Source organism: Candidatus Paceibacterota bacterium (assembly GCA_035452965.1).
Taxonomy (GTDB): Bacteria; Verrucomicrobiota; Verrucomicrobiia; order Limisphaerales; family UBA8199; genus UBA8199.
Window position 1 is genome coordinate 14,294 of the sequence record DAOTCE010000007.1, and the last position, 20,000, is coordinate 34,293.

Below are 20,000 nucleotides of genomic sequence, written 5' to 3' on the forward strand. Positions count from 1 at the left end.
CCATGTCCCGACGAAAGGCACCGACAGGCGAAAGTGAGAGCCTCAACGGCCTGCTGGACACCATGACGAATGTCATCGGGGTGTTGATTCTGATGTTGCTGGCTTCTTTCCTGAGCGTGAAGGAGGTGACGCGCATCGTGGAGAAGAAGAGCGCGATGTTCACGAGGACGAAGGGCGAGCAGGTTTCGGAAATGCGGATGGAGGCGGCGACCCTCGACCAGTCTCTGGCCGCCTTGCGGAGCGAGGCCGCGAATCTGGCCGTGCCCGTCTTTATAGAAAATGAGCGTGAGGCAACAGCTAGTGCGAGGGAGGCACTCAATCGGGGCAACGGCATGGCCGGAGAACTTGTGGGGCTTGAACCCCAGACGATGCTGGCAGACTTAAGAACAGCGCAAGCGCGACTGGCCTTGTTGCAGGAGGAGGCAGCATTGCAAGAGAGGACGCTATCTGATTTGAGGCGAAGCAGCGTCGGCAGCGCAGCGCCAAAGCCGAAGACAAAGATCGCCCGGGTGCCGGACCCGGTGCCGGCCCCCAAGGACTCGGAGGGCAATGTTATTTTGTGCCGTTATGGGCGCGTATTGCTTTACAACGAGAAGAGAATGGAGGCTGCGCTTAGAGAGGCATTCAACACGGCAACAGGAGGAGGGAATGCGAAGTCGATGACGGCACTGGAGCTTTACCGGAAGGTACAGGCTTACTTTGATGCAAACGAGGTTGGAGGAGATGGGTTGCGGTGGCGCATGAGCGTCGAATACGACTCGGAGGAAGCCACCGCCAGAGGATATGTTCAGCTGCGGGCGAGTGTCGAGTGGGTGCGGGAGAGCCTGGGAGAGACGCTGGAGCAGATCCAACAGAAGGGTTCCGGCTACCAGGGACTGCTGCGCAGCCTCTCGCCGAGGGCAAATTACTTGAAGTTTCTGGTCTGGCCGGATTCCTTTGCAGAGTATGCGGTAGCGCGCGAAATCGCCGATAGCTTCCAGTTTTCTTCGGGTTGGATTCCCCAACAGGGTGGCGGGATGGATGTGGTGATGGCCAGGACTGTTCAGAAGACGCAGTCACCGCTGGAAGTTCCACGCGTGGCGCAACGACCTCAGTACCACGGCCCCGGACTAGTGCACATCGGCTTGGGCGGCGGTGGAGGGGGGGGGGCGGCGCCATCATTTGGAGGCGGAGGTGGCGGCGGAGCCGTGGGGGGTGGAGGTGGCGGAGTCTCCCACGTGGATTGAAGGGGGCCGGCGCCAATCGCTTAATTGCTCGCGCTGATACTGACGGTGTAGATCTGGTTCGTGGATTGGGTGTAGGCGATGTGCAGCCGGAAGTCCTTAGAACCGAGTTGGAGGGTCTTCTGGGACTCTGATATCTTAGGATTCAGGCGGGACAGAGTGGAGGCAAGGACCGACATGGCGTGGTCGTGTTTGATGGCGATGCCTTCCAGTTCAACCAGGCCGGGGTAGGCTTTGCGCGGCTCGTGCTCATACTGCGGGGAGCCGTAGTAAACCGTCAGCAGCATGATCTTCCCGCTTTCTGGATTGGGGATGGCCATGATTCCGTAGTCGTCAAACACGAAGCCGGAGTTGCCGGATAGAGTTCTGGCTTTGCCCAAAACACGCTCGAGGTCATCTTTGGTTGGCTGCCTGGGAAGGGCCTTGCCGTTTATCCTCCAGCTATCGCCGATGATACTGATGCGGTCACGAGGTCGGTCTTTGGATTGTACCTGGTCCAGCAGGCGTTTTGCCTCCTGGCTGGCAGGATTGAGTTCAAGGACTTCATGAAGTGCGGCCACGGCGGTATCGGTCCGGAACTCGCTGTCGGCCCGCGTGGCACAGGCGAGGAGCTCCTGTTCCGCCTGCGCGGGAAGGGACTCATACGCGAGCCGGGCGTCGGTAAGCATCTGCTGCGCCTTTTCGGCGTTGCCGGACTTGAGCTGGTCTGCCGCCTGAGCCAGTGAATCATCCGCATCGGCGAGGAGTTTCTTGGTCAGCGGCTGCCCGCGCGCGACCGGACCGATCTTCCGTCGGGCAGATTCGGCGATGGGTTCGACGCTGGCCTGCTGCGTCAGAAAACTATCCATTTGTGACGGGAGCCTGGAGAGCGTCTCAAGGTCGGCGACAGCAGGGCCGGAGAGCGCGCTGGCAGCGACCTTGTTCCCTTGGAGAATCAGGCTTCTCGCTTGCTCGATCGAGTCCTTGGCGCGCTCATATCTTGGACTGCCGAGAACTGCGGTACTGCACAGCGTTAGGAGGCGGGACGCGATGGTATGGGTCGTGCGGGCATTCTGCAGTTCTTTAAGCAGCCTCTCCTGATCGGCTGGAGCGCGTTCGCTGAGGAGGCGCACATTCAAGGCCTCGATGTTCTTGCGCGTCGAGACTAGATTAGTCTCCAGTGTTGCTTGCTGGCTTTGGAGTGAGTCAATGAGTTGCCTGGCCCGGAGGGTATCGGCTTCGCACTGGACACCCGCCCGCTCCTGGAGTTCTGAGGCTTGTCGCTCGAATATCTCGGTGGCGGCACTCAGTTGGATCTTTGCCTGGTCCTGTTTCCCGGATTTGGCGGCCTCCGCGGCGGTTTGTAACAGGGTTTCTGCTTGAGTGATCTCCGGGGGATCGGGGGTATTCAGAAGCTTGGAGAGGGTACGCCAACGCATCGCGGCGTCGGCAAGGCGGTCTTGCGCATTCGCGGTTTCCTGGCGGGAGACCATGCTCTTTATGAGTGCTGCTGTGGCGGCGCTGTAGAGGTCGCAGGCTTCCTGAAACGCCGCGCCTGCCGAGTCGTCATTCCCCGCAGTGAGGAGGGCTTGTCCCTCCGCCAGTCGGGTAGAAGCTCGCTGGACGGCTTCGGGCGGGGCGGTACCAGCGGCGGGAGCGATTTGCCTCCACGCCTGCTCGGCGTACTTGGCCCGATCAGCGGTAACGCGGGCTTCGTGCTTTTGGCTGAGAGCTTTAAGTTGAGCGGCGGGCACCGACTGGAATCGTTCAGCGGCCAAATCATAGGCCATCAAGGCATCCTGGTACTTCCGATCAAGAAATCGGAAGTCGCCTTCCACGAAAGCATTTTGGGCTTGCTTGACAGCTTCCGGCACTTCGACATAGGGCGAAGCCGATAAGCGACGCCAGCCCGTGCCCAAGGTCATCGTGCGCAGCCTTGCCTCCTGCGCAATGTTCCGCCGGCCGAGGATTTCCTTGCCGGCACGCAGGCCCGCTTCGTAAAGGAGATTGGCACGGGCGTACAGCGGTTTCGCCCGTTCGAACTCGGAGTTGGCCCAAAATTCATCAGCCCTGGCGAGGAGTTGTTCCGCCTCCGGTATGTGTGGAGGAAGGGCGTCCGTATAATCCAGGAGAAACGATCGCCACTGGGTCACCGTAGCGTAAACTGCCTGACGGACATCCTCGGTGGCTTGCTTTGCTTGATTCTGCTCCTTCCCCATGTGCGTTCTTCCGGCAAAGAGGCCAATCGTGAGCACTATCAGCAGGGCGAGGGCGAGGACAAAATTAGTTTTGGCCTTGGGCCACCGGGAAGATGCCGCAACCGCGCCTTCGAGTAAGTTGGCGAACTCTTCAAGTGAGCGCACTTTCGCCTCGAGTGCCTGGATCAGCGCGGACCGGAGGGCGGGGTTTTGGATATTACGGACGGCTTGCTCTGGTTCTTCTGAGGTCGGGCCAGGTATAAGAAGTCGGATCATCAGCCGGGCGATATCTCCGGCGCTGCCGATTGTTACTGGAGAATTAAAGTCTTTGGCAGCTGACTGCTGGCCTGGATGGAGGGCCAGGACGAAAATCGAGCCGCCAGTGTCGAAGAAGATCCACTTCGGATCGAGGAACGTAATGAAGCCGCCCTTGAATGCCTGTGCAAAACCGGCGCACAGGGAACTACCGATGCGCGCGGCTTCAGCTTCGGTCGCAGACCAATTGTTGTGTTCTAGCAGCGCAATGTTGTCAGCGAGGCTGGTCAGGCTGGGAGGATACGCAACGGCAAAAAGCTTTCCATCCGCTCGAATAGTTGTTCGAGGGAAGAGGAGTGAGACTCCAAGCTGTTGAATGTGGGTTTCCGGCGGCGGGGTCGCCTGGACAGCTTGCCTTGGACTTGCGGCGGATAGCTCGATAAGGATCGCGTCTTCCCCAGTGTGAATGTCCCGGCATAAGCAAGGGCCGAGTTGATTTTCGGTGCCGGGAAAAACGAGCCAGAACCGGTCCAGCAGAGTCTTCTGGAGGTTGCGAGAAGGAGGGGTCTCTGGAGAGTGGGCCTCATTGCTGGGTAGCGCGTTCATGATGGGGTTGGATCTGAATCAAGATGTCGTTGTTCTGCCGGCTCAGCGCGCTGGTGGTGATGACGGAGGATTGCTGCGTCGCAAAAGCTTATTACCCCACCGTTCACCGTAAAACATCTGGGTGTCCAACTGCTGCTCCAGTTGCCTGGCGACCATAGCAGCCGCCTGGATGCAGCCGGGCATATCCTTCAGAAGGGGGACTTTGCCATCTCTGTCTGCCGGTGTGTTACCGCCGCTAGCTACTGGCGCGAGCGTTCGTTCATCAAGCAAGGCCAGGTAGTAATCGCATGAGTCGGCAGATTTCGGTTCCACGAGAGCCGCCATGAGCACGTCGGCTCGCTGGGTGGCGTTGGTCTGGGTCGGGTCCGGGATTGATACTCTTCTGGCGAATGTGGCCTGGTGTCGTTCGGGATTGATGTCAATAACTACGTCGTACTGCGACAGGACACAGAGAAGATTAGTCCACAACCTTTCCACAGGAACCGAGTAGGGATTTCCCTGAACCGCCTGCCTAATTCTTTCGGGTGGGACTTCAGGGACGTTGCGAAAATGTCCTCGAAACGCAGCGGCGTAGTTTGTGGCAGAGTTACTGGGCCTCGATTTCTGCCACAGAGTGGATTGGCGCGGGGCGGCTTGGCCGATGCTCGCTCTATAAATATCGGTGTCTATCGCGCGAAGGAGCTGCCTTTCGTAGGCGCCGTTGGAATAGGCCTCCTGACCAAAATCAGCGCTACGACTGAGAGCAAAGAGCGTCAGGAGGCATCTATGATTGTCGAGCACGGTCACAAGGGCGGAGCCATAAACGTAACTGCCCCAGCGAGCTGGTGGTGTTGTCCGCACGTCCTGACTGTCACCAGATGAGGCGTCGGTAGGCAGGGCGATGAATGACCCGGCGGTGTCACACCACGTCAACAGCCCAGATGCTTTGTCGAAGGCAAGAATGTCGGCGCCGCGACGCACCAAGCAGGAGAAAACGGAATCGCAAAGGGTCTTGGGCTCGGTTGTGAACGTCTTCTCGCGCACGTAGGGGGCGCTGATTCCGGTGGCCTTGAATTGGGTGATAAGGTCTTTGGAATCCCGATCTGATGCTGTGCAGACATCCAGGCTGAGCAGAGCCGCGAAGCACGCAGCGAACGCCCCCTGGTGTCTGATGACGCTGCTTGTGGTCATTTTTGAGGCGGCGCATTAGTGACGCTGGTGCTGCTAGTCCAGTAATCATCCAGTTTCTTAATTACCTTCTGTCCCGCCGCGCCGTTGTAGCCGGCCATTTGCATGAACGCCAGGCCGAAACGGTCCTTGAGGTGGCGTTTCTCCGCATCAGTATCTTCAGTTGCCACTTCAACCAAGTAGATGCTTGTGCCGAGGGTTTTCTGGGTGAAGAGCACCGGCACCCAACCCAGGGCTTGATTGACCGTGCGACTTACCAGCCTCGCGTTGTTTTGATATGCAAGTGCTGACTCCAAGTTATGGTATTTAGGTTCGAGCGGCTTCATTGTCCGCTCGACGATCGGACGCTCCACATACGTGGCGAATGCAGTTCCAGTCGCGCTCATCAAAATAATGCCCAATACCAAATTAGCGCCGTTCTTCAAGCGGTTCTTGCGAAGGCTTTCCTTCATCTCCTTGAGGCGGACGTTTTTAACCTGCAACGCTATTTCGCGTGCGAGTCCGAAGGCGAGCTCGTCTCGATCTTCGACCATATCGAGGTAAGCGGTCGGAATGAAAATATCTCCATTCGCGTAGGATTGAGTGGATAAGAGACCCTCATTGAAAAGAAACACCCGGAAGTGCTTGGCTGCCCCGGCGGCTGTGGCGATTTCGTCCGTCAGGTTTTGGATCTGTTGCTGGATTTCGGGTGCGACCAACTGAATATTTGCGCGTTGGAGGTACGCCGAGTCGGCATTGGCCTGCCAGACCACGGCTTCTTGTTCTTGAGCAGCGAGAATCGTGTTGGCTGCAAGGACGGGCTTCGAAAAAGCGAACAGCAGGGCACATAAGGCACCAAGGGAAACCGACGTTTCAATCAGATGAGCGACCGGGCAGACAGCAACTGGAACCCGCACGGGTTGGGAGCTGAAGACACGAGTTTTCATATTCGGACTGAGCGAATTGTTAGCCTGTGGAAATGTGCGCGTCAAGTTCAGCAGATTAGTGGTCATGGCATTTGCCACTACACTGGTCCAGCCATTGCGTCAGGTCCCGCCCAGCCTCTTCCGCGTTGCGGCGCTTATACATCCAGCGAAGTTTCTGCAGGCAATGGTCACCAGCCTGAGGTAAGGCGATTGCGCGAGGATGAAGGAAATGTTCTCCGGCGAGCCACCAGCGTTCGATAATATGCTGGCGCTGCTGAAACAGCGGGAGACCGGATTCCACCACCTTTGACCTTGTGCCACTTTCACCCTTGAAACCTTCCGCCCCGGCAGGACCTGCGAAAAGTGAATATGACCCCGTGTTTGCCGAGTTGGTGTGGGTGTACAGAGGAAGGGTGGAAACGCCCTGAAACTGCTGATTTAGGATTCCTAAGTCCCTCGCGTCTGCCAATTCCACCACATCGGCTGCTTGTGGCTCAAGCGGCGGTTGCCATAGGTTGCCAGGATTCAACTATTGCAGTCCGTTCGAGCGGATGTCATGCGATTGAGTCGTGGCGCCTGAAAGAGGCATTCCGCCATTATTTAATCTGGGTGGCTGACTGACGCAAGCCGGCCCCGCTGGTCGTGGTCCGCGGCTTCATTTGCCGGGCAGTTACCACTATGGCTTGGGGTCGCTTGAGCCAATCAGCCACCCAGATTATTTTATAGGGCGTTGCTGAGTGTTTTGACTCTATTCCCAAGCTGTATCGGAAAAGTGGCTACAGTCCGGCACGGACGTATGCAAGCGGCTTCTTCAGAATGAGGGCGGAAATGCCGCACTTCGGAGAGAAATTCCTGCCTCTGATGGGTCGTCGGGTCGTCTCCGGCGGTGAACCGGCCTGTGTCGACGGTCGAGGGTTGTGGCTCCAGCATAATATCGAAAGCGAGTCCAAAACGAGTCCACGGCGAGTTATAGTTTTGGATTCATTTTGGGTATGTTCATACAATCCTTGATTCTGTTGGTCAAAAGTGGTGGCTGGGGGCGGAATTGAACCGCCGATTCAATTCCGACCTAGGCAAAGTGATAGAACCCCTGCAAATAAACCTCTTTGAGCGTTGACAAACGTCCCTGTATGTCTTACTCTGTGCTTACTTTATGGCATACGTCTGGAAACATCCGAATAGCCCTTACTGGACTGCAGGCTTTCGCGATGAACAAAACCGTTGGGTGAAGAAGTCCACGAAGCTGCGCAATCGCACAAAGGCGTTGGCCCTGGCGATTGAATGGGAGCGCGTCTCGAGCCTGGCCCGCGAAGGCGTGTTGACTGAAGCGGTGTGCCGGGAAGTAATCGGCGGCATCCTGGAGCGCGTCACAGGCGAGAAGCTGCGCGAGGCCACACTGCGCGAGTTCTGCGCGGAATGGCTGCGTGGCAAGACACGCTCACGGCAGGATGCCACCAGCGTTCGCTACGGGGCCACTGTAAAGCGCTTCTGCGACTTCCTGGGCGCCAAGGCGGACTTGCCCATAGCGGGGATAACACCTCGCGACTGCCAGAGGTTCTATGACCATCTGGCCGGGGAGAGCCTCGCCCCGGCGACCCTGGTGGTTGAGATGAAAACAATCATCAGCCTTTTCAACCATGCCCGACGCCTCGGATTGATCACGACAAACCCGGCGACCGCAGTTGAATTGCCCGAGCGCATTAAGCAGGTCAAGCGGCAGACATTCACGGCAGAGCAGGTGCAGTTACTCATTGACGCAGCCAAGCCCGAATGGAAGACGGCAATCCTGCTTGGCTACTATGGTGGGCTGCGGTTGGGTGACGCAGTGGCGTTGCCTTGGTCTGCTGTTTCGTTCACCGGCAACAAGTTGGTGGTTGAAACGCACAAGACCGGCGAGACGCTGGAAATCCCCATGCATCCCACACTTGAAGCGCATCTAACCAGGTTGGCGGGCGATGAGACGGGCGCCGTCTGCCCCACGCTGGCGGCGGTGCCCGTCGGCGGGCGCAGCGGCCTCTCAAAGCAATTCCTCGCGGTCATGCGCGAGGCGGGCATCGGCAACAACGCGGTGGACACGGGCGGGCAGCGGAAGCTGTCGCGGCTGTCTTTCCATGCGCTGCGGGCCTCGTTCAACTCCACCTTGCACAACAAGGGCGTGGACCAGGAATTGAGGCGCAAGCTCACCGGCCATAAGAGCGACAGTGTGAACGATCGTTACACCCAAACCCAAATGCAAACGTTGCGCGAGGCCGTGAACAAGCTGCCAGCCCTCAAAGCATGAAGAAGAAACGCACGCGGAAACCAAAGGCCGGGATGTCGGCCAACCCCGCCGACCGCGAGGCCCTGCGGCTCCGGGATGAAGCACTCGCGGCGATTCACAAGCTTGCGGCGTGCGCCCGAACTGGCCACCCGATTGCGGCGAACTGGCTTGGCAGCCTGCCTATGTTGGCCACAGACAAAGCGATTGCGATTCTGAGGGATGCCCCCAACTCACCCAACTTCCTGGGATATTGCCTGGCTGGAGCCCTTACCGACGCGGTGGCACGCTTGACCGAGGGCGCGAACGCACGTCCGGCGCAATTCCAGGACTTTGCAGATCACCACACACACTGGCCGATGCTCCGGGAGCTGGGCTCGCGTGGCGGAAGGCGGGACACGTTCCCCGCACTCTCCGAAAAGATCGGCCTGGGCGCCAACTTGGGGCTGCGGCGGGATCGCCAGTTGAAACGCGACCTCGATGCGAACGGAGCTGTTGCGAGTGCGGTCGGACAGATCGCCATATACCGAAAGATGGCAGCGCGATACCCACACGAGCCCCCCACCTGGGCGAGAAACTGGGGAGAATTGCCGCCGCTAACAGGGAACCTAGCCGCCTTGCGCGTCTGGTGGAAAGAGTTGAAGCCACTGCTCGAGGATCATTGGCGCGGATCGCGCCCCGGGCTTGCCCGCTACACCAAGCAAGGGCAAAAGCACTGGGACCGTTATAAGTTGCCCAGCGTCACAGCCAAAGCGATCAAGCCCGACCTTCGAGCAAAGAACCTATTTTTGACGGCCTGCCGCAAGGCACTTGAACGAATGGCACCGCCGATTACGCACAAACGGCGCAAAAGGGCGTAGCCCTCTCGCTGGCGCCCGCAGGATCTCGCCGTATGGTGCGAGCATGGCCAGTTTCAAAACCAATTCAAACGGCGCCCAGGCGGGCACGCCGACGTTGCCAATTGCCCCCGCTTTCATCCGCATCCCCCGAGCCGGGACGCGCGACCCTTACACCGGACTGACACGCACAGCCCTCTTTGCGCTGGTCAAGGACGGCAAGGTCAAGTCCATCTCTTTGCGACAGCCGGGGTGTAAACGAGGCGTGCGACTGATTGACGCGCGCTCGCTGGTGGAAACCATTTCTCAAGCCGCGTAGGGAGGAACTGACTTGAAATAGATTCGCCGCGTTTTCCCTTCCCAGGAGCGCGGCGAAAAAACGAACCGATGCCACACGCTACCACCGCCCGAGGCACCGTCAAGCCTGCTCCCCCGGCCTTTGTCTGGGCGGACAAGTCTATCCTGCGCAGGATACGGGAGGAGGTTGAGGACTACGGCAGCGCGCTTTGTATATATTTCGCACTGTGTTGCGTTGCGTCTGACACCGAGCGCGATCAATTTCAGACTACGCACCAGTGGCTCGCGCACTTGGCCGGGGTTAGCGTGCCTACGGTCAAGCGCCGTCTGGCCGATCTACAGGCCGCCAAGGCCGTGGAAGTCCAGACGCCTGCCATGAAAGCGCCTTGCGCCTACCGCCTTTTGGCTCCGCAAGGACACACCCGCACGCTAGTTCAGCATGACCTAACGTTAGCTCACGGTACGGGCCGCGCCGCGAGCTACATCAGAAACAACAGTGCAGCAGCAGACAGGAAAACCAAACAGCAAGCCCAACTCCCGGAAGCTTGGGTAGCTGAACTGCAAGACGATCCGGCGTATCGGCAGCTTTCCGTTGCCGTGGAACTTGCCAAGGCCCGGCGCTGGTGCGAAGTGAATCACCGCCAATGCACCCGGCGTTTCTTCGTCTCCTGGCTGAACCGCTGCCGGCCTGCGTCGCCAGGTACGGCCCGAGGCAACCGCAGGTCGGATGCCGCTTTACTGGCGCGGCTGTCCGACCTCCGCGCCCAACTAGCCCGCGAACTGGACCCTGAGGCTGGGGCCAAGCTCCAAGCCGAACTGGCGCAACTGACAAGGGGAGGGCAGGCGTGAACGACGCCCTGCCCCCCCACAGTGAGCTGGCTGAGTGGTCCCTTGTCGCTTGCGGCTTGGAGAAGCCCGCGCTCCTGCCTGCCGTTCTGCCGGAAGTCTTTTACTGCGAGGCTGCACGCCGCGTGCTGGTCCGCGCGCAGCAGCTCCACGCCGAGGGCGTGGTCGAGCGCGATCTGCAAATCGTTGTCCAGATGGAACTCTCACGGGTAGCGCCGGAGCTATTCACGCGCACCATGCAAGCCTTGAACGACTTGCCCAGCCCGGAGCCGTGGACGGTTTACCGGGATGAAGTCGAAGCGCTGGCCGAGCAACGCGCCGCTTTGGCACTGGCCGCAGACATTGGCCAACGGGCAGCAGCAGGACGGTTCGACCCGGCGACACTGGCCGAGCGCGTCAAAGCTATTGCCCGCCCGCGTGCCGAGACGTTCAACATCGGGGACGCCGTGCGGGATGCGGTTGAACGGATAGAAGGGAGCTACGATAACCCGGAAGCGGATTATGGTGTCCGCAGTGGGTTGTCGGGGCTTGACCGCATTACCCGAGGCTGGAGGCCCGGCGAGCTTGTGATTGTTGGTGCTCGGCCAAGCACGGGCAAGACCACGTTCGCCTTGAACTGTGTCGCCCAGGCTGTGCTGCGCGGGAACGTGCCCAGCGTGTTCTACTCGCTGGAAATGCCCACGGGCCAGCTCATGCGGTCGTTGGTCATGTCCGAGGCCCACATCGACCGCGACGCTTTCCGCCAGCAAAGGCTTGTTCAGGGTGACTTCGACCGGCTAGCCCGCGCAGCCGCATTGCTGAGGAAATGCAGTTTGATCGTGCGTGACAACTTGCGGGATGTGGAAAACGTCACCGCCGATTTGGCGCGGCAGTTCCAAGACACCAGGAAGCCCGGTCTGGTGATCGTGGACTATCTGCAAATTCTGGGCTCCCGCGCCGCTGCCGCTGAAAAAAGATACGCTCAGGTTGGCGCCGTCTCTCGCGCCCTCAAATTGCTGGCGATGCAGTTCCGTGTTCCCGTGCTGGCGCTGGCGCAGCTCTCCCGCGAAGTGGACAGAACCGAGCGCGAGCCGGTCCTGGCCGACTTGCGGGAAAGCGGGAGCTTGGAACAGGACGCCGACATGGTGCTATTTCTGCATCCCATCGAGGCCCGCGTAGGCTTCAAGCCCACCCCGACGCGCTGCATCGTCGCGAAGAACCGCGTCGGCCCGCTGGGCAGCGTGCTGTTGTCCTTTCGGCAGACGCAGGGGCGCTTTTACGAGGCCGCACCAGATCATGCTGCCTAACAGCGATCTAACCGGCACACCGGAAACCATGCAGCAGGAATGCGACTTCGCGCTTGTCTTGCGCCCCGTGCCCGGTAACTGGCACACGCCGCCGGCTCAAAGGCTGCGGCTAACTTTGAAGGTGTCGCTTCGCGGCTTTGGACTACGGGCGATAGCCTGCCGGCCGCAACCCCGCCAGCGGGAGGCGGACAGAGCATGACCCGGCCCGGATTTTCCCCCCACTGTACCGCGCGCGCGAAGCATAGCGGCATTCCCAGCAAACACTTCCGGTTGGTGTGCTGGTTCCTGATCTACAGAGTGCCGCCACACGTGACCGACTGGGAAAGCTGCATACCCAAGGCTTGTCAGCACGCCAAGATGCTGCGCACGGCCTTTGACGCGGCAAGCAAGCGCTGGCCGCGCGAGCTTGAAAAGGTCGCCCGGAAGCGGGCACGCCGGCGGGCCTGGCTCAAAGCGCACGGCACGCTGCCGCAGGACTGGACCCCGCCCGACCCCAACGACCGCCGAACCGCCAACTATCCGGGCGCAGCCCTCCTAAAGCGCGTGCCCCTGGCCGAGTTGCGCCGCCGCCTGGAAACGGAATTCCCCGAGCTGTTCGCTGGAAGCCCGGACGGGTCCGAGATCCCGGATGAATCAGAATAGGGCCGCGCTAGGAGAGACTTAACTGCTGGCGCCAAAGCCTGCCGATTTCCTTGGCCTGGCTCGCCCGGACCTGGAGCTTGCGCAGCGGCTCCAGCTTTTCCAACCGCACGCACTCGTCCAGTTGCTCGCGCGTGCTCCGAACTGTTCCAATTGACAATCTCGCGGGCGTCCCCAATCCGTCGCTGGGCCTGTTCGTTGGTGGCAGGCGGTCGTTCATAACCAAACCATGCCCCGGTCGGATGCGGCTGGCAAGGCAGTCCGACTGCGTCTCCCTCTACCACCAGGTGGCGGTCGTCTAAGAGCCCGGCTTCAAAGAGGTGCCACTTTTGGGTTTGGGCGGGGTCGGGGTGGTTTCGGGCCGCCTGGAGTTTTGGATAGTCTTTTCGATCAACTCTAAAGGGGTGAAATGCGACCGCAGATTGCTCAACATTCGCACCAGCTTGTTGTGGCTCTGAGTGAACGGGTCCAATGGTTTCTTTGTCATACCCTCTTTCTTGTGTATCGCCTGCGCCGGTCTCTCGCCTGGAAAACTGAGGTTCGCCGGCGTCCGCCGCCTCCGCCTTCTCTTCCACCTGCCATCCTGGCTTTCCAACAGGATGATCCGCGCCCCGAAAATCCGCTCTAATTTCGCCGCAAGATTCGCCGGGAGCGCCTGCCCACTTCTTCGGCCATGCTCTCCCTCAACTGGCAGTGGATGAACGGGCTGATCCTCTCGATATCGAACAACCTTTCCAAGTTCTTCGGACTGAGGGGATTCGTTGAATTGGATAACGGCTCTCGCGTCCTCGATTCGTCGCCGGGTTTGCTCGCCTCGCGTCGCGGGTCGTTCATTGCTGACATGGTAGTTTCTTTCCGAGTCGGCGGCAAGCCTTTTCGCGTCGCTGCTCTCCTTCTTGAAAATTCCCATGTCGGCCAACGTGGGCGTTTCGTCGGTCAGTGGTTCCCGCTTGGCACCGGGGGCTTTGCTTCCCTTGCCACCAACATTCTTTTGGTTGCTGGCCAGCATTCCTCCATCTTGCGTTCGGCTTCCAGCGCGCAGGAACGGCAATGCTGAACCGCCTCCTCCCTCAACCTCTTGCGCTTGGTTCATTCGCCCGCTACGATGGCCACGTCCTTTAGCTCCTTTGCCTTCTGGATCGTGTTCGCCTCGGCCAGCATCACCGCCGCCTGGCTGAAAATAACCAGCGAACTCGTTTACCTGGCGCTCATGCTTCCCTGGTGCTGGCGGGTTAGCCGGCCCGTCTTTGCGGCAGGTTCTTTTCGTCCACCGGCAGCACAAACACCTTACGCCCCAGCCGGAACCACTGCACCTGGCCCTTCTTGATCAGCCGGTCCACCGTCTTCACGCTGATCTGATACTCCGCGGCAAACTCCGCGCGCGTCATCCTTTTGAGGGGTTCGTTCTGCATTATTCCTCCAGCATCACAGCGACTTCTGCTCCCTACAACGAGAATCGCGCAGCGCATCTTGTGGTGCCCCTGGTGGTGCAAAGCTCTGAGAACGAGCAAGCCCCTTGGCTCGCTTCAGTCTGAAGCGGTTCTTGGGGGAGACTAGCAGGAGGCCCAGCAGAAGCAGGCTCGCCAGGTTTGCCTCTGGGATTACGCTCCCCTGTAGCGTGTAAACCAAGGTCATGACGTCCGAAGCGTTTGGCGACCAATTGCCGTCGAGGGGGTAGCCGTCCGCTGCGATGGTGAGGGAGGGTGAGACTCCGTAGCCCGTAAACCACTCAAGGGAACCCGCGAAACCGATGTAGGGCGGGTAGCCAGCCGAAGGCGTCCCGAAACCCACCCAGTACGTTCCGTTGGCGGATAGGAGAATGGGGCTTAGGAGGGGGAAATCGTAGGGCGCGAGCCCCTGCCCAGCTAACTCTCCTGGCGCGAAAGATCTCTCGGAGGCGCCGAGCAAAGCGGCCGGAAGATTGTCTGAGTCCGAGAGAATGTAGGCGCTGAAGCTATAGGCCATCGGATACAGGCCATCCAAATAGAGGCTGACCGATGACACCTCGACGTCCTGTGCGCCAACTGTAAGGGCGCTCGCGTAAGACACGGGAACGCCTGGGCTAATAGCCGGGATGTTGAGAGGATTGGCGGGCGGCGTGTAGTCAAGGAGGGTTCCCGCTTCCGAAGCGCAGAGGGTAAGGCAGAGAATTGTCACCGAGGTTCTCATAATCAACCATTAGCTGCACGGTGATGCGCCGTGTCGCTCAACCCCGCGCTTCTGCCGGGGAAATTGCAGGCCCGCTTGTCTGCGCCGACGAGCAATCAGCAGAACGGCAGCTCCAAGGCCGACAAGCGCTAATGCCGTTGGCTCAGGTATCACCACGACCCATGCTTCCCCTCGGCCACTAGGGTTAACGCCAAAGCCAACGATTGTCGAACCGTCGTCGGAGATAGCCCTAGCGTAATCCAAAGACCACCCAGAAAGGTCCAGCCCGTACCTGTCTGTAAGAACGTTGGCCAACTCCTCCATTCCGTTGAGTTCATCCCAGACAAAGGCCTCTGGTCCGTTGTCCGTGTAGCTCATCCCGACAACCGTTCTACCATCGCCAGAAACGCCGTAGGCGCTGCTCTCGAAGTCACCTCCGGGGAGGTCCCCCAGCCCCACCATGCCACCGGATTCAGTCCAGCGAAAGGCTTCGGTGCTGCTCGGTGCGCTGCTGCTGCTCCCGCAGATCACACTGCCGTCGCGGGAGACTGCATTTGCGATGCTGTTGAAGGATCCACCCGGCAAATCCCCCAGCCGAACCGTTCCTCCCGCTTGAGTCCACCGAAACGCCTCCGAGGTTCCTATTCTGCCAACGATCACAGAGCCGTCAGGCGTGATGGCGTTCGCGCTTCCGAGGCTGCCTGAGAGGTATCGAAGGCCGGTGGACGCAGTCCAGCGAAATGGTGATCCGCTCGACATGCCGACTACGACCGAGCCGTCATACGACGCACTGTAAGCCGGCTGAACATCGCCCCCGGTCACAACGCTTCCCAATGGCTGCCACCCCGAGGCGGATGACCACATATAAGCCTCCGCATTACCCTGCGCACCCTGGGCCATGCCCACCACGACCCGACCGTCCCCAGAGACTCCCCTTGCGTCGCTGTTCGGCCCGGTGATGGGCCAAGTAACCGGCGGACTGCCCAAGCCGACCATTCCGCCAGCGGCGGTCCACACAAACGCCTGGTCGCCGTTGACGTAGGGTGTCGTGCTGCGCCCAACGACCACGCTGCCATCAGCCGAAACCCCAAAAGCCATGCTGTAGCTGCCGCCCAGCGTTCCAAGGCCGGTGAATGAAGCCGCATGCACAGCCGAGCCAAGGGCCAGCGAGCACACAACGGACAACAGAAGAGTCAGCCGTAGCGTTGCAGGCCGCGCGAGCGCCAGATCCGATCGAGCCCTGCGCAGGAACCCTCTCAGCAAACGCGCTGCGCTGGCTGTGGCGTGTTTTGGTCGAGCGGGGGCTACCGCGACACCCCGAAACGCCCTGAAAGGGCTCCTATGGACGCACGGACTTGGCTGGACGATTAACCTCCAAACAGGGGATGCCTGTATTACTACATGTCTTACTTTGGCCTCCAACCAGCGGCATACATGCAGCGAATCATTGATTCTATTGGTCATAGTGCATGTGGTGGCTGGGGGCGGAATTGAACCGCCGACACAAGGATTTTCAGTCCTCTGCTCTACCAACTGAGCTACCCAGCCGACGGGCGCACTTTGCCACAATCCGGTACCTAATAGCAAGCGCGGAAAAGGAGGCGCGGCGATCAAAGCGCGGATGACGCGCGCTGGCCCAGCGACCAGCACACCATTGGGCAGCATTGGAATCGTCGGGCAATCACGAAGATAGTCGTAATACTGAGCATTTCTCTATCGCGCAGCGGAGCACGACCGCATAATTTGACCGTATCCGATGAAACGACCCTTGGTTGGAGTGACATTGGTCTATGCAGGCGGACTGCTGCTCGCAGAGTGTTGCCAACCGCCTCTCGCCCTCCTTTTCGCGATCTCATTAGGTCTGGCAGGAGCGGCATTGTTCCTCGATCGAGCGCGGCCCTGCCTCCTCTGGGCGCTGCTGTTTTTCACGGGGTGGACAAACCTGGTCTGCCGCACGACTTCCGTTTCGCCGCACGACCTGAGGCTGACGCAGGGGAAGACGGCGCAGTTGGTCACCGTGCGCGGCAGGCTCCGCGAGACGCCCGGACACCGGATCTACGTCCGGGACGATAAGGAAACCGTGCGGTCCATTGCGCAAATCCGGGTCAGCCATCTACTCTGTCGCTGCGCCGACTGGCGAGCGGCATGCGGCGAGGTCCTTGTCATCACACCGGCGCGGCTGCCGGAGGATATCTTTGCAGGCAGGCTGGTGGAGGTTGCCGGGGTCCTGGCGCCACCGCCGACCCCTGTCGCCGAGGGCTTGTTCGATTACGGCGCATACTTGCGGCGACAAGGCGTTCACTATCTGCTCAACGCCTCTACGACTAATGATTGGCGCCTGCTGGACGCCAGATCATTTCGGCCGCTGGGAGATCGATTCGTGGAGTGGGCGCGCACGACGCTGAGGCGGGGCTTGCCGGAGGAAGACGAAGCTCTGCGTCTGATCTGGGCGATGACACTTGGTTGGAAGCCGGCGTTAACCAATGAGGTATATGAGCCATTTATGCGCTCCGGCACTATGGACGTGTTCTTTTTTCACTAAACACGTCAAACCCCTTGATTCTATTGGGGGGCCTCATTGCCCCATATCGTCCACTTTGGGTGCCGTTTTCTGGCAAAAAGCTCAAGGTATGGGCCAGCACTGCACTTCTCAATGATGCTGTAGAGCACGTCTGGCTTTCGGGAGTGACCGGTCTTCCTTGTGGAAAACAGATTCACCATTGTTCGACCTGGCTTTAGGGTTCTGTTGGCTTTTCCCTTCACACCAAACAAAACGATTTCGGTCACGTTCCGAAAGTAGAACCCCACCCCTCTGCCATCGGGGCCACCATCCTTACGGATTTTATACCAAATCAAGTTTGTCTTGTATTGAAACCCCCAAGCCGACATGCAATCAAGGCCCCACTGCAAAAGGGCATTGGGCACCCATAGATAAAGGTGGCACTTTTCATCGGCAAAACGTGAGACCGGCAACGATTTAATGTCTTCAATGGACATCGTGCCATACCTCATAAGCCGTTTGTGTTCGGGGGCCATCTTCCCCGTTCGGTTCTGAAACCTCCAAGGTGGGTCAATGAGAATGGTTCGGAATTTTCCGTCAATGCTCTTTATCAAATCTTCTGATGCCGTCATGTTTCATCATCTTCTGCTGCCGGCTCAGGTAAGCCAATCCTTTTCCGTTGCTTCTTTTCTTCCTTGGCCTTGGCAATCAATACCGAAAGAGCTTCGTTGGTAACATCCTCAACCCAAACCTTGTCAGAAATCCCAATAGCAAGGATTGGGCAACCACCACCCCCACCACCTTCAATCTTGGGCAGCAGTTTGCCCATGTGAGTAGTTGAGGCCCCATACTTTTTCTTAACCTCGGTAGGAAGGGTCTTGAACGTCTTTTCGTGAAGGTGGGTGCAACGGGTCACAATAATGCCCACACTGATAGCACGGAGCTCAAACAGCAGTCGGAAATTGTTTAGGTCTCGGTCAAAGAATGGGTCCTTATTGTTCCACTCAATCTCAAGGGCTATCTGATTCTTGAAGCAGTCAATCTCATGGGTGGGGGACTCAATCGGCTTTCCGTCCAGCACAACTTTTGTATCAAAGTTTTTCGGCTTCCAGCCCAAAGTCAACAGAGCACCATCAAGGGCCTTGGCCATCGGGCCTTTGTTTCCACCCCCCATCCCGACGGCACTTTTTAACAGCCGGAACTTGCTCAGAACCTCCGTCAACTCTGCCAGCTCTGCCTTGAAATCGGTGGAAAGAATAGCACAAGCATGTTTCCACTCATGCAGTTCATAGTTTTTTCGTAAAAAGGGTGCCAACAATTCTGTGCCCATGAGCCGGGTTTAGCACTCGGCTCCGGTCAATGCAAACCAAAACCGGCAATTGCCCTTCCGTCTGATTATCTGGCTGCTGCCAACATTCCGTTGACGGGTTCGGTGGCCATATCACGTATCATCTGCCAATCGGCATCGTGCCCCATGCCCATCTGATTCCACGATTTGTATTTTCCGGCATCCTTATACTTTCGTATGGCCGAACGACCATCAGCAAAGCTGACAGCATAACCGAAGTCGTGGGCACGGCTTGGAATATCCAAAAGCCCTTGGCCCATTTCCAAATCCACAAGGAACATGCCATCATTTACTGAACGGGGGTCTTCATCCAAAAATACAAAAGTGTCTGATGGGTGTAAAATTTGGCTTTCCTTTGTAAATATCTTATACTTCAAAACCGGTGGGGGATTTGCTGGATAGCCACTGAAAGTCCACGTTCCACCGGGGTCAAAACTTGAACGTCCGGACATACAGCTATTCATTGATGTAGTTCTAAGCACGGGACTGCCTTTGTGTGGACCTGTAAAGGCTACTCTCTTGTCCGAGCAGCATTTGTAAACCGGCAGTGCTTTACTTGTATAGGGCCAAAGCAATCCAGCTTTGATACCTTCTTCGTCAGAGCAGTCATACCCGTAAACTGGCATTCCAGTATCCTCAGCCGTGCCCATTACCCAACCATCCCCAAGCTTTGGATAGGCACTCATAATGTAGCCGTTGTCATCATTGGCACATTTCCAGCCAAAGGTCATCTGCTTCAAGTTATTCATACAGACAATCCTCTGTGACTTCACTTTGGCTTTGTGAAGAGCAGGCAAAATCAAACTGGCCAAAATGGCTATTATACTGATTGTTACCAGCAACTCGATAAGGGTAAATCCGTGTCTCATGCTAACCCCCAATTCTTTAGGAGCAACTCAAGCAACTCCAATTGTCTCTTGGTTCTCTTATACTCTCTTTTGATAGCTTCTATGTTCAGTTCAATTTCTTTCATATAATGTTTTTGTGGATAACCCCTCCCACCCCACATCCGATATACGGGTGTATTCTGGGGCAGGAGGGTTGTTCCAATCATTGTTAATGTTTAATTGTTGAGGATATGTCGTCTATGACTTCTCGGAACAGATTGTCATAGGCTTTGGTTCCAGCTTGAATGCCTCTTTCTTGGGCAGTAGCAGCAACCACAGCATCTATGACTTCCACCGAGTCCGGCAGTTTCTTTTTCCATTTATGGTTCATAGGCTTACCTTACCACTCGTGAAGTGCTGAAGATTGTGCTGGGGGCCAATATACTCCGATGGGAATTGAAAATTGATTTGTGATTGATTTCATAATTGTTCTCTTTCTGTTTGTTGTTTGGTGTGGTGATTTAGTCCACAGGAATACATATCTTTGAGAAAGTCATAACCACAAAAAAAGAGAGCAGCCAAACAGGTAGGTGTTTGACTGCCCTCTGTGTTCACAACCGGCAGGTTGTTAAATTACTTGGCTCCACTACGGAAAGATAATCATGTTTTTGAACAATGAAGGT

The 20,000-nt window shown here is 58.1% G+C and carries 19 protein-coding genes, 1 tRNA gene and 1 pseudogene; 9 read left to right on the plus strand and 12 right to left on the minus strand.

Translation table 11 applies throughout. The features are described 5' to 3' along the window. Nucleotides 1-2: 2 nt before the first annotated feature. On the plus strand, nucleotides 3-1,226 hold the full coding sequence (locus tag P5205_08240; GenBank protein ID HSA10348.1) for a hypothetical protein: 1,224 nt from the start codon (nucleotides 3-5) through the stop codon (nucleotides 1,224-1,226). Between the two features lie 20 nt (nucleotides 1,227-1,246). Here the strand turns inward: P5205_08240 and P5205_08245 are convergent, their stop codons facing one another. Genes P5205_08245 through P5205_08255 form a run of 3 tightly spaced genes read right to left on the minus strand, consistent with a single transcriptional unit; the run spans nucleotide 1,247 to nucleotide 6,354 of the window. Beyond that, nucleotides 1,247-4,261, minus strand: coding sequence for a hypothetical protein (locus P5205_08245; GenBank protein ID HSA10349.1), 3,015 nt, complete (start codon nucleotides 4,259-4,261; stop codon nucleotides 1,247-1,249). A gap of 42 nt (nucleotides 4,262-4,303) precedes the next feature. Then, nucleotides 4,304-5,431 (minus strand): hypothetical protein, encoded by a 1,128-nt coding sequence (locus P5205_08250; protein ID HSA10350.1) that lies wholly within the window; start codon nucleotides 5,429-5,431, stop codon nucleotides 4,304-4,306. Continuing rightward, on the minus strand, nucleotides 5,428-6,354 hold the full coding sequence (locus tag P5205_08255) for a hypothetical protein (protein ID HSA10351.1): 927 nt from the start codon (nucleotides 6,352-6,354) through the stop codon (nucleotides 5,428-5,430). The genes P5205_08250 and P5205_08255 overlap by 4 nt, the downstream gene beginning before the upstream one ends. A gap of 1,132 nt (nucleotides 6,355-7,486) precedes the next feature. Here P5205_08255 and P5205_08260 point away from each other — a divergent pair. The 6 genes from P5205_08260 (at nucleotide 7,487) to P5205_08285 (ending at nucleotide 12,497) form a co-directional block, all read left to right on the plus strand. Further along, nucleotides 7,487-8,614 (plus strand): tyrosine-type recombinase/integrase, encoded by a 1,128-nt coding sequence (locus P5205_08260; GenBank protein ID HSA10352.1) that lies wholly within the window; start codon nucleotides 7,487-7,489, stop codon nucleotides 8,612-8,614. Next, nucleotides 8,611-9,450 carry a hypothetical protein gene (locus tag P5205_08265; protein HSA10353.1) on the plus strand — a complete coding sequence of 280 codons (840 nt, stop codon included), beginning with the start codon at nucleotides 8,611-8,613 and terminating at the stop codon, nucleotides 9,448-9,450. The genes P5205_08260 and P5205_08265 overlap by 4 nt, the downstream gene beginning before the upstream one ends. 43 nt (nucleotides 9,451-9,493) lie before the next feature. Next, complete coding sequence (locus tag P5205_08270; protein ID HSA10354.1) at nucleotides 9,494-9,745, plus strand: hypothetical protein; 252 nt, start codon at nucleotides 9,494-9,496, stop codon at nucleotides 9,743-9,745. Nucleotides 9,746-9,813: 68 nt separating this feature from the next. Then, nucleotides 9,814-10,572 (plus strand): hypothetical protein, encoded by a 759-nt coding sequence (locus P5205_08275; GenBank protein ID HSA10355.1) that lies wholly within the window; start codon nucleotides 9,814-9,816, stop codon nucleotides 10,570-10,572. Then, nucleotides 10,569-11,855, plus strand: coding sequence for a DnaB-like helicase C-terminal domain-containing protein (locus P5205_08280; GenBank protein HSA10356.1), 1,287 nt, complete (start codon nucleotides 10,569-10,571; stop codon nucleotides 11,853-11,855). The genes P5205_08275 and P5205_08280 overlap by 4 nt, the downstream gene beginning before the upstream one ends. Nucleotides 11,856-12,050: 195 nt before the next feature. Beyond that, a complete protein-coding gene (locus P5205_08285; GenBank protein HSA10357.1) occupies nucleotides 12,051-12,497 on the plus strand; it encodes a hypothetical protein in 447 nt (148 codons plus the stop codon). Nucleotides 12,498-12,504: 7 nt separating this feature from the next. Here the strand turns inward: P5205_08285 and P5205_08290 are convergent, their stop codons facing one another. Next, nucleotides 12,505-12,714, minus strand: a complete 210-nt coding sequence (locus P5205_08290; protein ID HSA10358.1) for a hypothetical protein — start codon at nucleotides 12,712-12,714, stop codon at nucleotides 12,505-12,507. 453 nt (nucleotides 12,715-13,167) lie between these two features. On the opposite strand from P5205_08290, the gene P5205_08295 reads away from it, so the two are divergent. Further along, nucleotides 13,168-13,551 (plus strand): hypothetical protein, encoded by a 384-nt coding sequence (locus P5205_08295; protein ID HSA10359.1) that lies wholly within the window; start codon nucleotides 13,168-13,170, stop codon nucleotides 13,549-13,551. A 175-nt stretch (nucleotides 13,552-13,726) separates the two neighbouring features. On the opposite strand, the gene P5205_08300 is transcribed toward P5205_08295, so the two are convergent. The 4 genes from P5205_08300 to P5205_08315 form a co-directional block, all read right to left on the minus strand. Further along, entirely contained in the window at nucleotides 13,727-13,906 is a 180-nt protein-coding gene (locus P5205_08300) for a hypothetical protein (protein ID HSA10360.1), read from the minus strand. 13 nt (nucleotides 13,907-13,919) lie between these two features. Further along, entirely contained in the window at nucleotides 13,920-14,663 is a 744-nt protein-coding gene (locus P5205_08305; protein ID HSA10361.1) for a choice-of-anchor R domain-containing protein, read from the minus strand. 9 nt (nucleotides 14,664-14,672) lie between these two features. After that, nucleotides 14,673-15,791: a PEP-CTERM sorting domain-containing protein gene (locus tag P5205_08310; GenBank protein ID HSA10362.1), complete on the minus strand. Its 1,119-nt coding sequence runs from the start codon at nucleotides 15,789-15,791 to the stop codon at nucleotides 14,673-14,675. 323 nt (nucleotides 15,792-16,114) lie between these two features. After that, a tRNA-Phe gene (locus P5205_08315) sits at nucleotides 16,115-16,190 on the minus strand. A 208-nt stretch (nucleotides 16,191-16,398) separates the two neighbouring features. On the opposite strand from P5205_08315, the gene P5205_08320 reads away from it, so the two are divergent. Continuing rightward, nucleotides 16,399-17,184, plus strand: coding sequence for a ComEC/Rec2 family competence protein (locus P5205_08320; GenBank protein ID HSA10363.1), 786 nt, complete (start codon nucleotides 16,399-16,401; stop codon nucleotides 17,182-17,184). 20 nt (nucleotides 17,185-17,204) lie between these two features. On the opposite strand, the gene P5205_08325 is transcribed toward P5205_08320, so the two are convergent. The 4 genes and pseudogenes from P5205_08325 to P5205_08340 form a co-directional block, all read right to left on the minus strand. Next, on the minus strand, nucleotides 17,205-17,774 hold the full coding sequence (locus P5205_08325; protein HSA10364.1) for an MT-A70 family methyltransferase: 570 nt from the start codon (nucleotides 17,772-17,774) through the stop codon (nucleotides 17,205-17,207). Nucleotides 17,775-17,878: 104 nt separating this feature from the next. After that, nucleotides 17,879-18,472, minus strand: a pseudogene (locus P5205_08330) (BglII/BstYI family type II restriction endonuclease). Between the two features lie 65 nt (nucleotides 18,473-18,537). Next, a complete protein-coding gene (locus P5205_08335; GenBank protein HSA10365.1) occupies nucleotides 18,538-19,239 on the minus strand; it encodes a hypothetical protein in 702 nt (233 codons plus the stop codon). 307 nt (nucleotides 19,240-19,546) lie between these two features. Beyond that, nucleotides 19,547-19,708: a hypothetical protein gene (locus tag P5205_08340; GenBank protein ID HSA10366.1), complete on the minus strand. Its 162-nt coding sequence runs from the start codon at nucleotides 19,706-19,708 to the stop codon at nucleotides 19,547-19,549. Between the last annotated feature and the right edge of the window lie 292 nt (nucleotides 19,709-20,000).

Bases quoted from the DNA above. Each gene is read 5' to 3' on its own strand.
- P5205_08240 (HSA10348.1), top strand. From the start codon at position 3: ATGTCCCGACGAAAGGCACCGACAGGCGAAAGTGAGAGCCTCAACGGC.
- P5205_08320 (HSA10363.1), top strand. From the start codon at position 16,399: ATGAAACGACCCTTGGTTGGAGTGACATTGGTCTATGCAGGCGGACTG.
- P5205_08270 (HSA10354.1), top strand. From the start codon at position 9,494: ATGGCCAGTTTCAAAACCAATTCAAACGGCGCCCAGGCGGGCACGCCG.
- P5205_08340 (HSA10366.1), bottom strand. From the start codon at position 19,708: ATGAACCATAAATGGAAAAAGAAACTGCCGGACTCGGTGGAAGTCATA.
- P5205_08260 (HSA10352.1), top strand. From the start codon at position 7,487: ATGGCATACGTCTGGAAACATCCGAATAGCCCTTACTGGACTGCAGGC.
- P5205_08300 (HSA10360.1), bottom strand. From the start codon at position 13,906: ATGCAGAACGAACCCCTCAAAAGGATGACGCGCGCGGAGTTTGCCGCG.
- P5205_08305 (HSA10361.1), bottom strand. From the start codon at position 14,663: ATGAGAACCTCGGTGACAATTCTCTGCCTTACCCTCTGCGCTTCGGAA.
- P5205_08335 (HSA10365.1), bottom strand. From the start codon at position 19,239: ATGAATAACTTGAAGCAGATGACCTTTGGCTGGAAATGTGCCAATGAT.
- P5205_08295 (HSA10359.1), top strand. From the start codon at position 13,168: ATGCTCTCCCTCAACTGGCAGTGGATGAACGGGCTGATCCTCTCGATA.
- P5205_08290 (HSA10358.1), bottom strand. From the start codon at position 12,714: ATGAACGACCGCCTGCCACCAACGAACAGGCCCAGCGACGGATTGGGG.
- P5205_08255 (HSA10351.1), bottom strand. From the start codon at position 6,354: ATGAAAACTCGTGTCTTCAGCTCCCAACCCGTGCGGGTTCCAGTTGCT.
- P5205_08275 (HSA10355.1), top strand. From the start codon at position 9,814: ATGCCACACGCTACCACCGCCCGAGGCACCGTCAAGCCTGCTCCCCCG.
- P5205_08245 (HSA10349.1), bottom strand. From the start codon at position 4,261: ATGAACGCGCTACCCAGCAATGAGGCCCACTCTCCAGAGACCCCTCCT.
- P5205_08325 (HSA10364.1), bottom strand. From the start codon at position 17,774: ATGACGGCATCAGAAGATTTGATAAAGAGCATTGACGGAAAATTCCGA.
- P5205_08250 (HSA10350.1), bottom strand. From the start codon at position 5,431: ATGACCACAAGCAGCGTCATCAGACACCAGGGGGCGTTCGCTGCGTGC.
- P5205_08265 (HSA10353.1), top strand. From the start codon at position 8,611: ATGAAGAAGAAACGCACGCGGAAACCAAAGGCCGGGATGTCGGCCAAC.
- P5205_08285 (HSA10357.1), top strand. From the start codon at position 12,051: ATGACCCGGCCCGGATTTTCCCCCCACTGTACCGCGCGCGCGAAGCAT.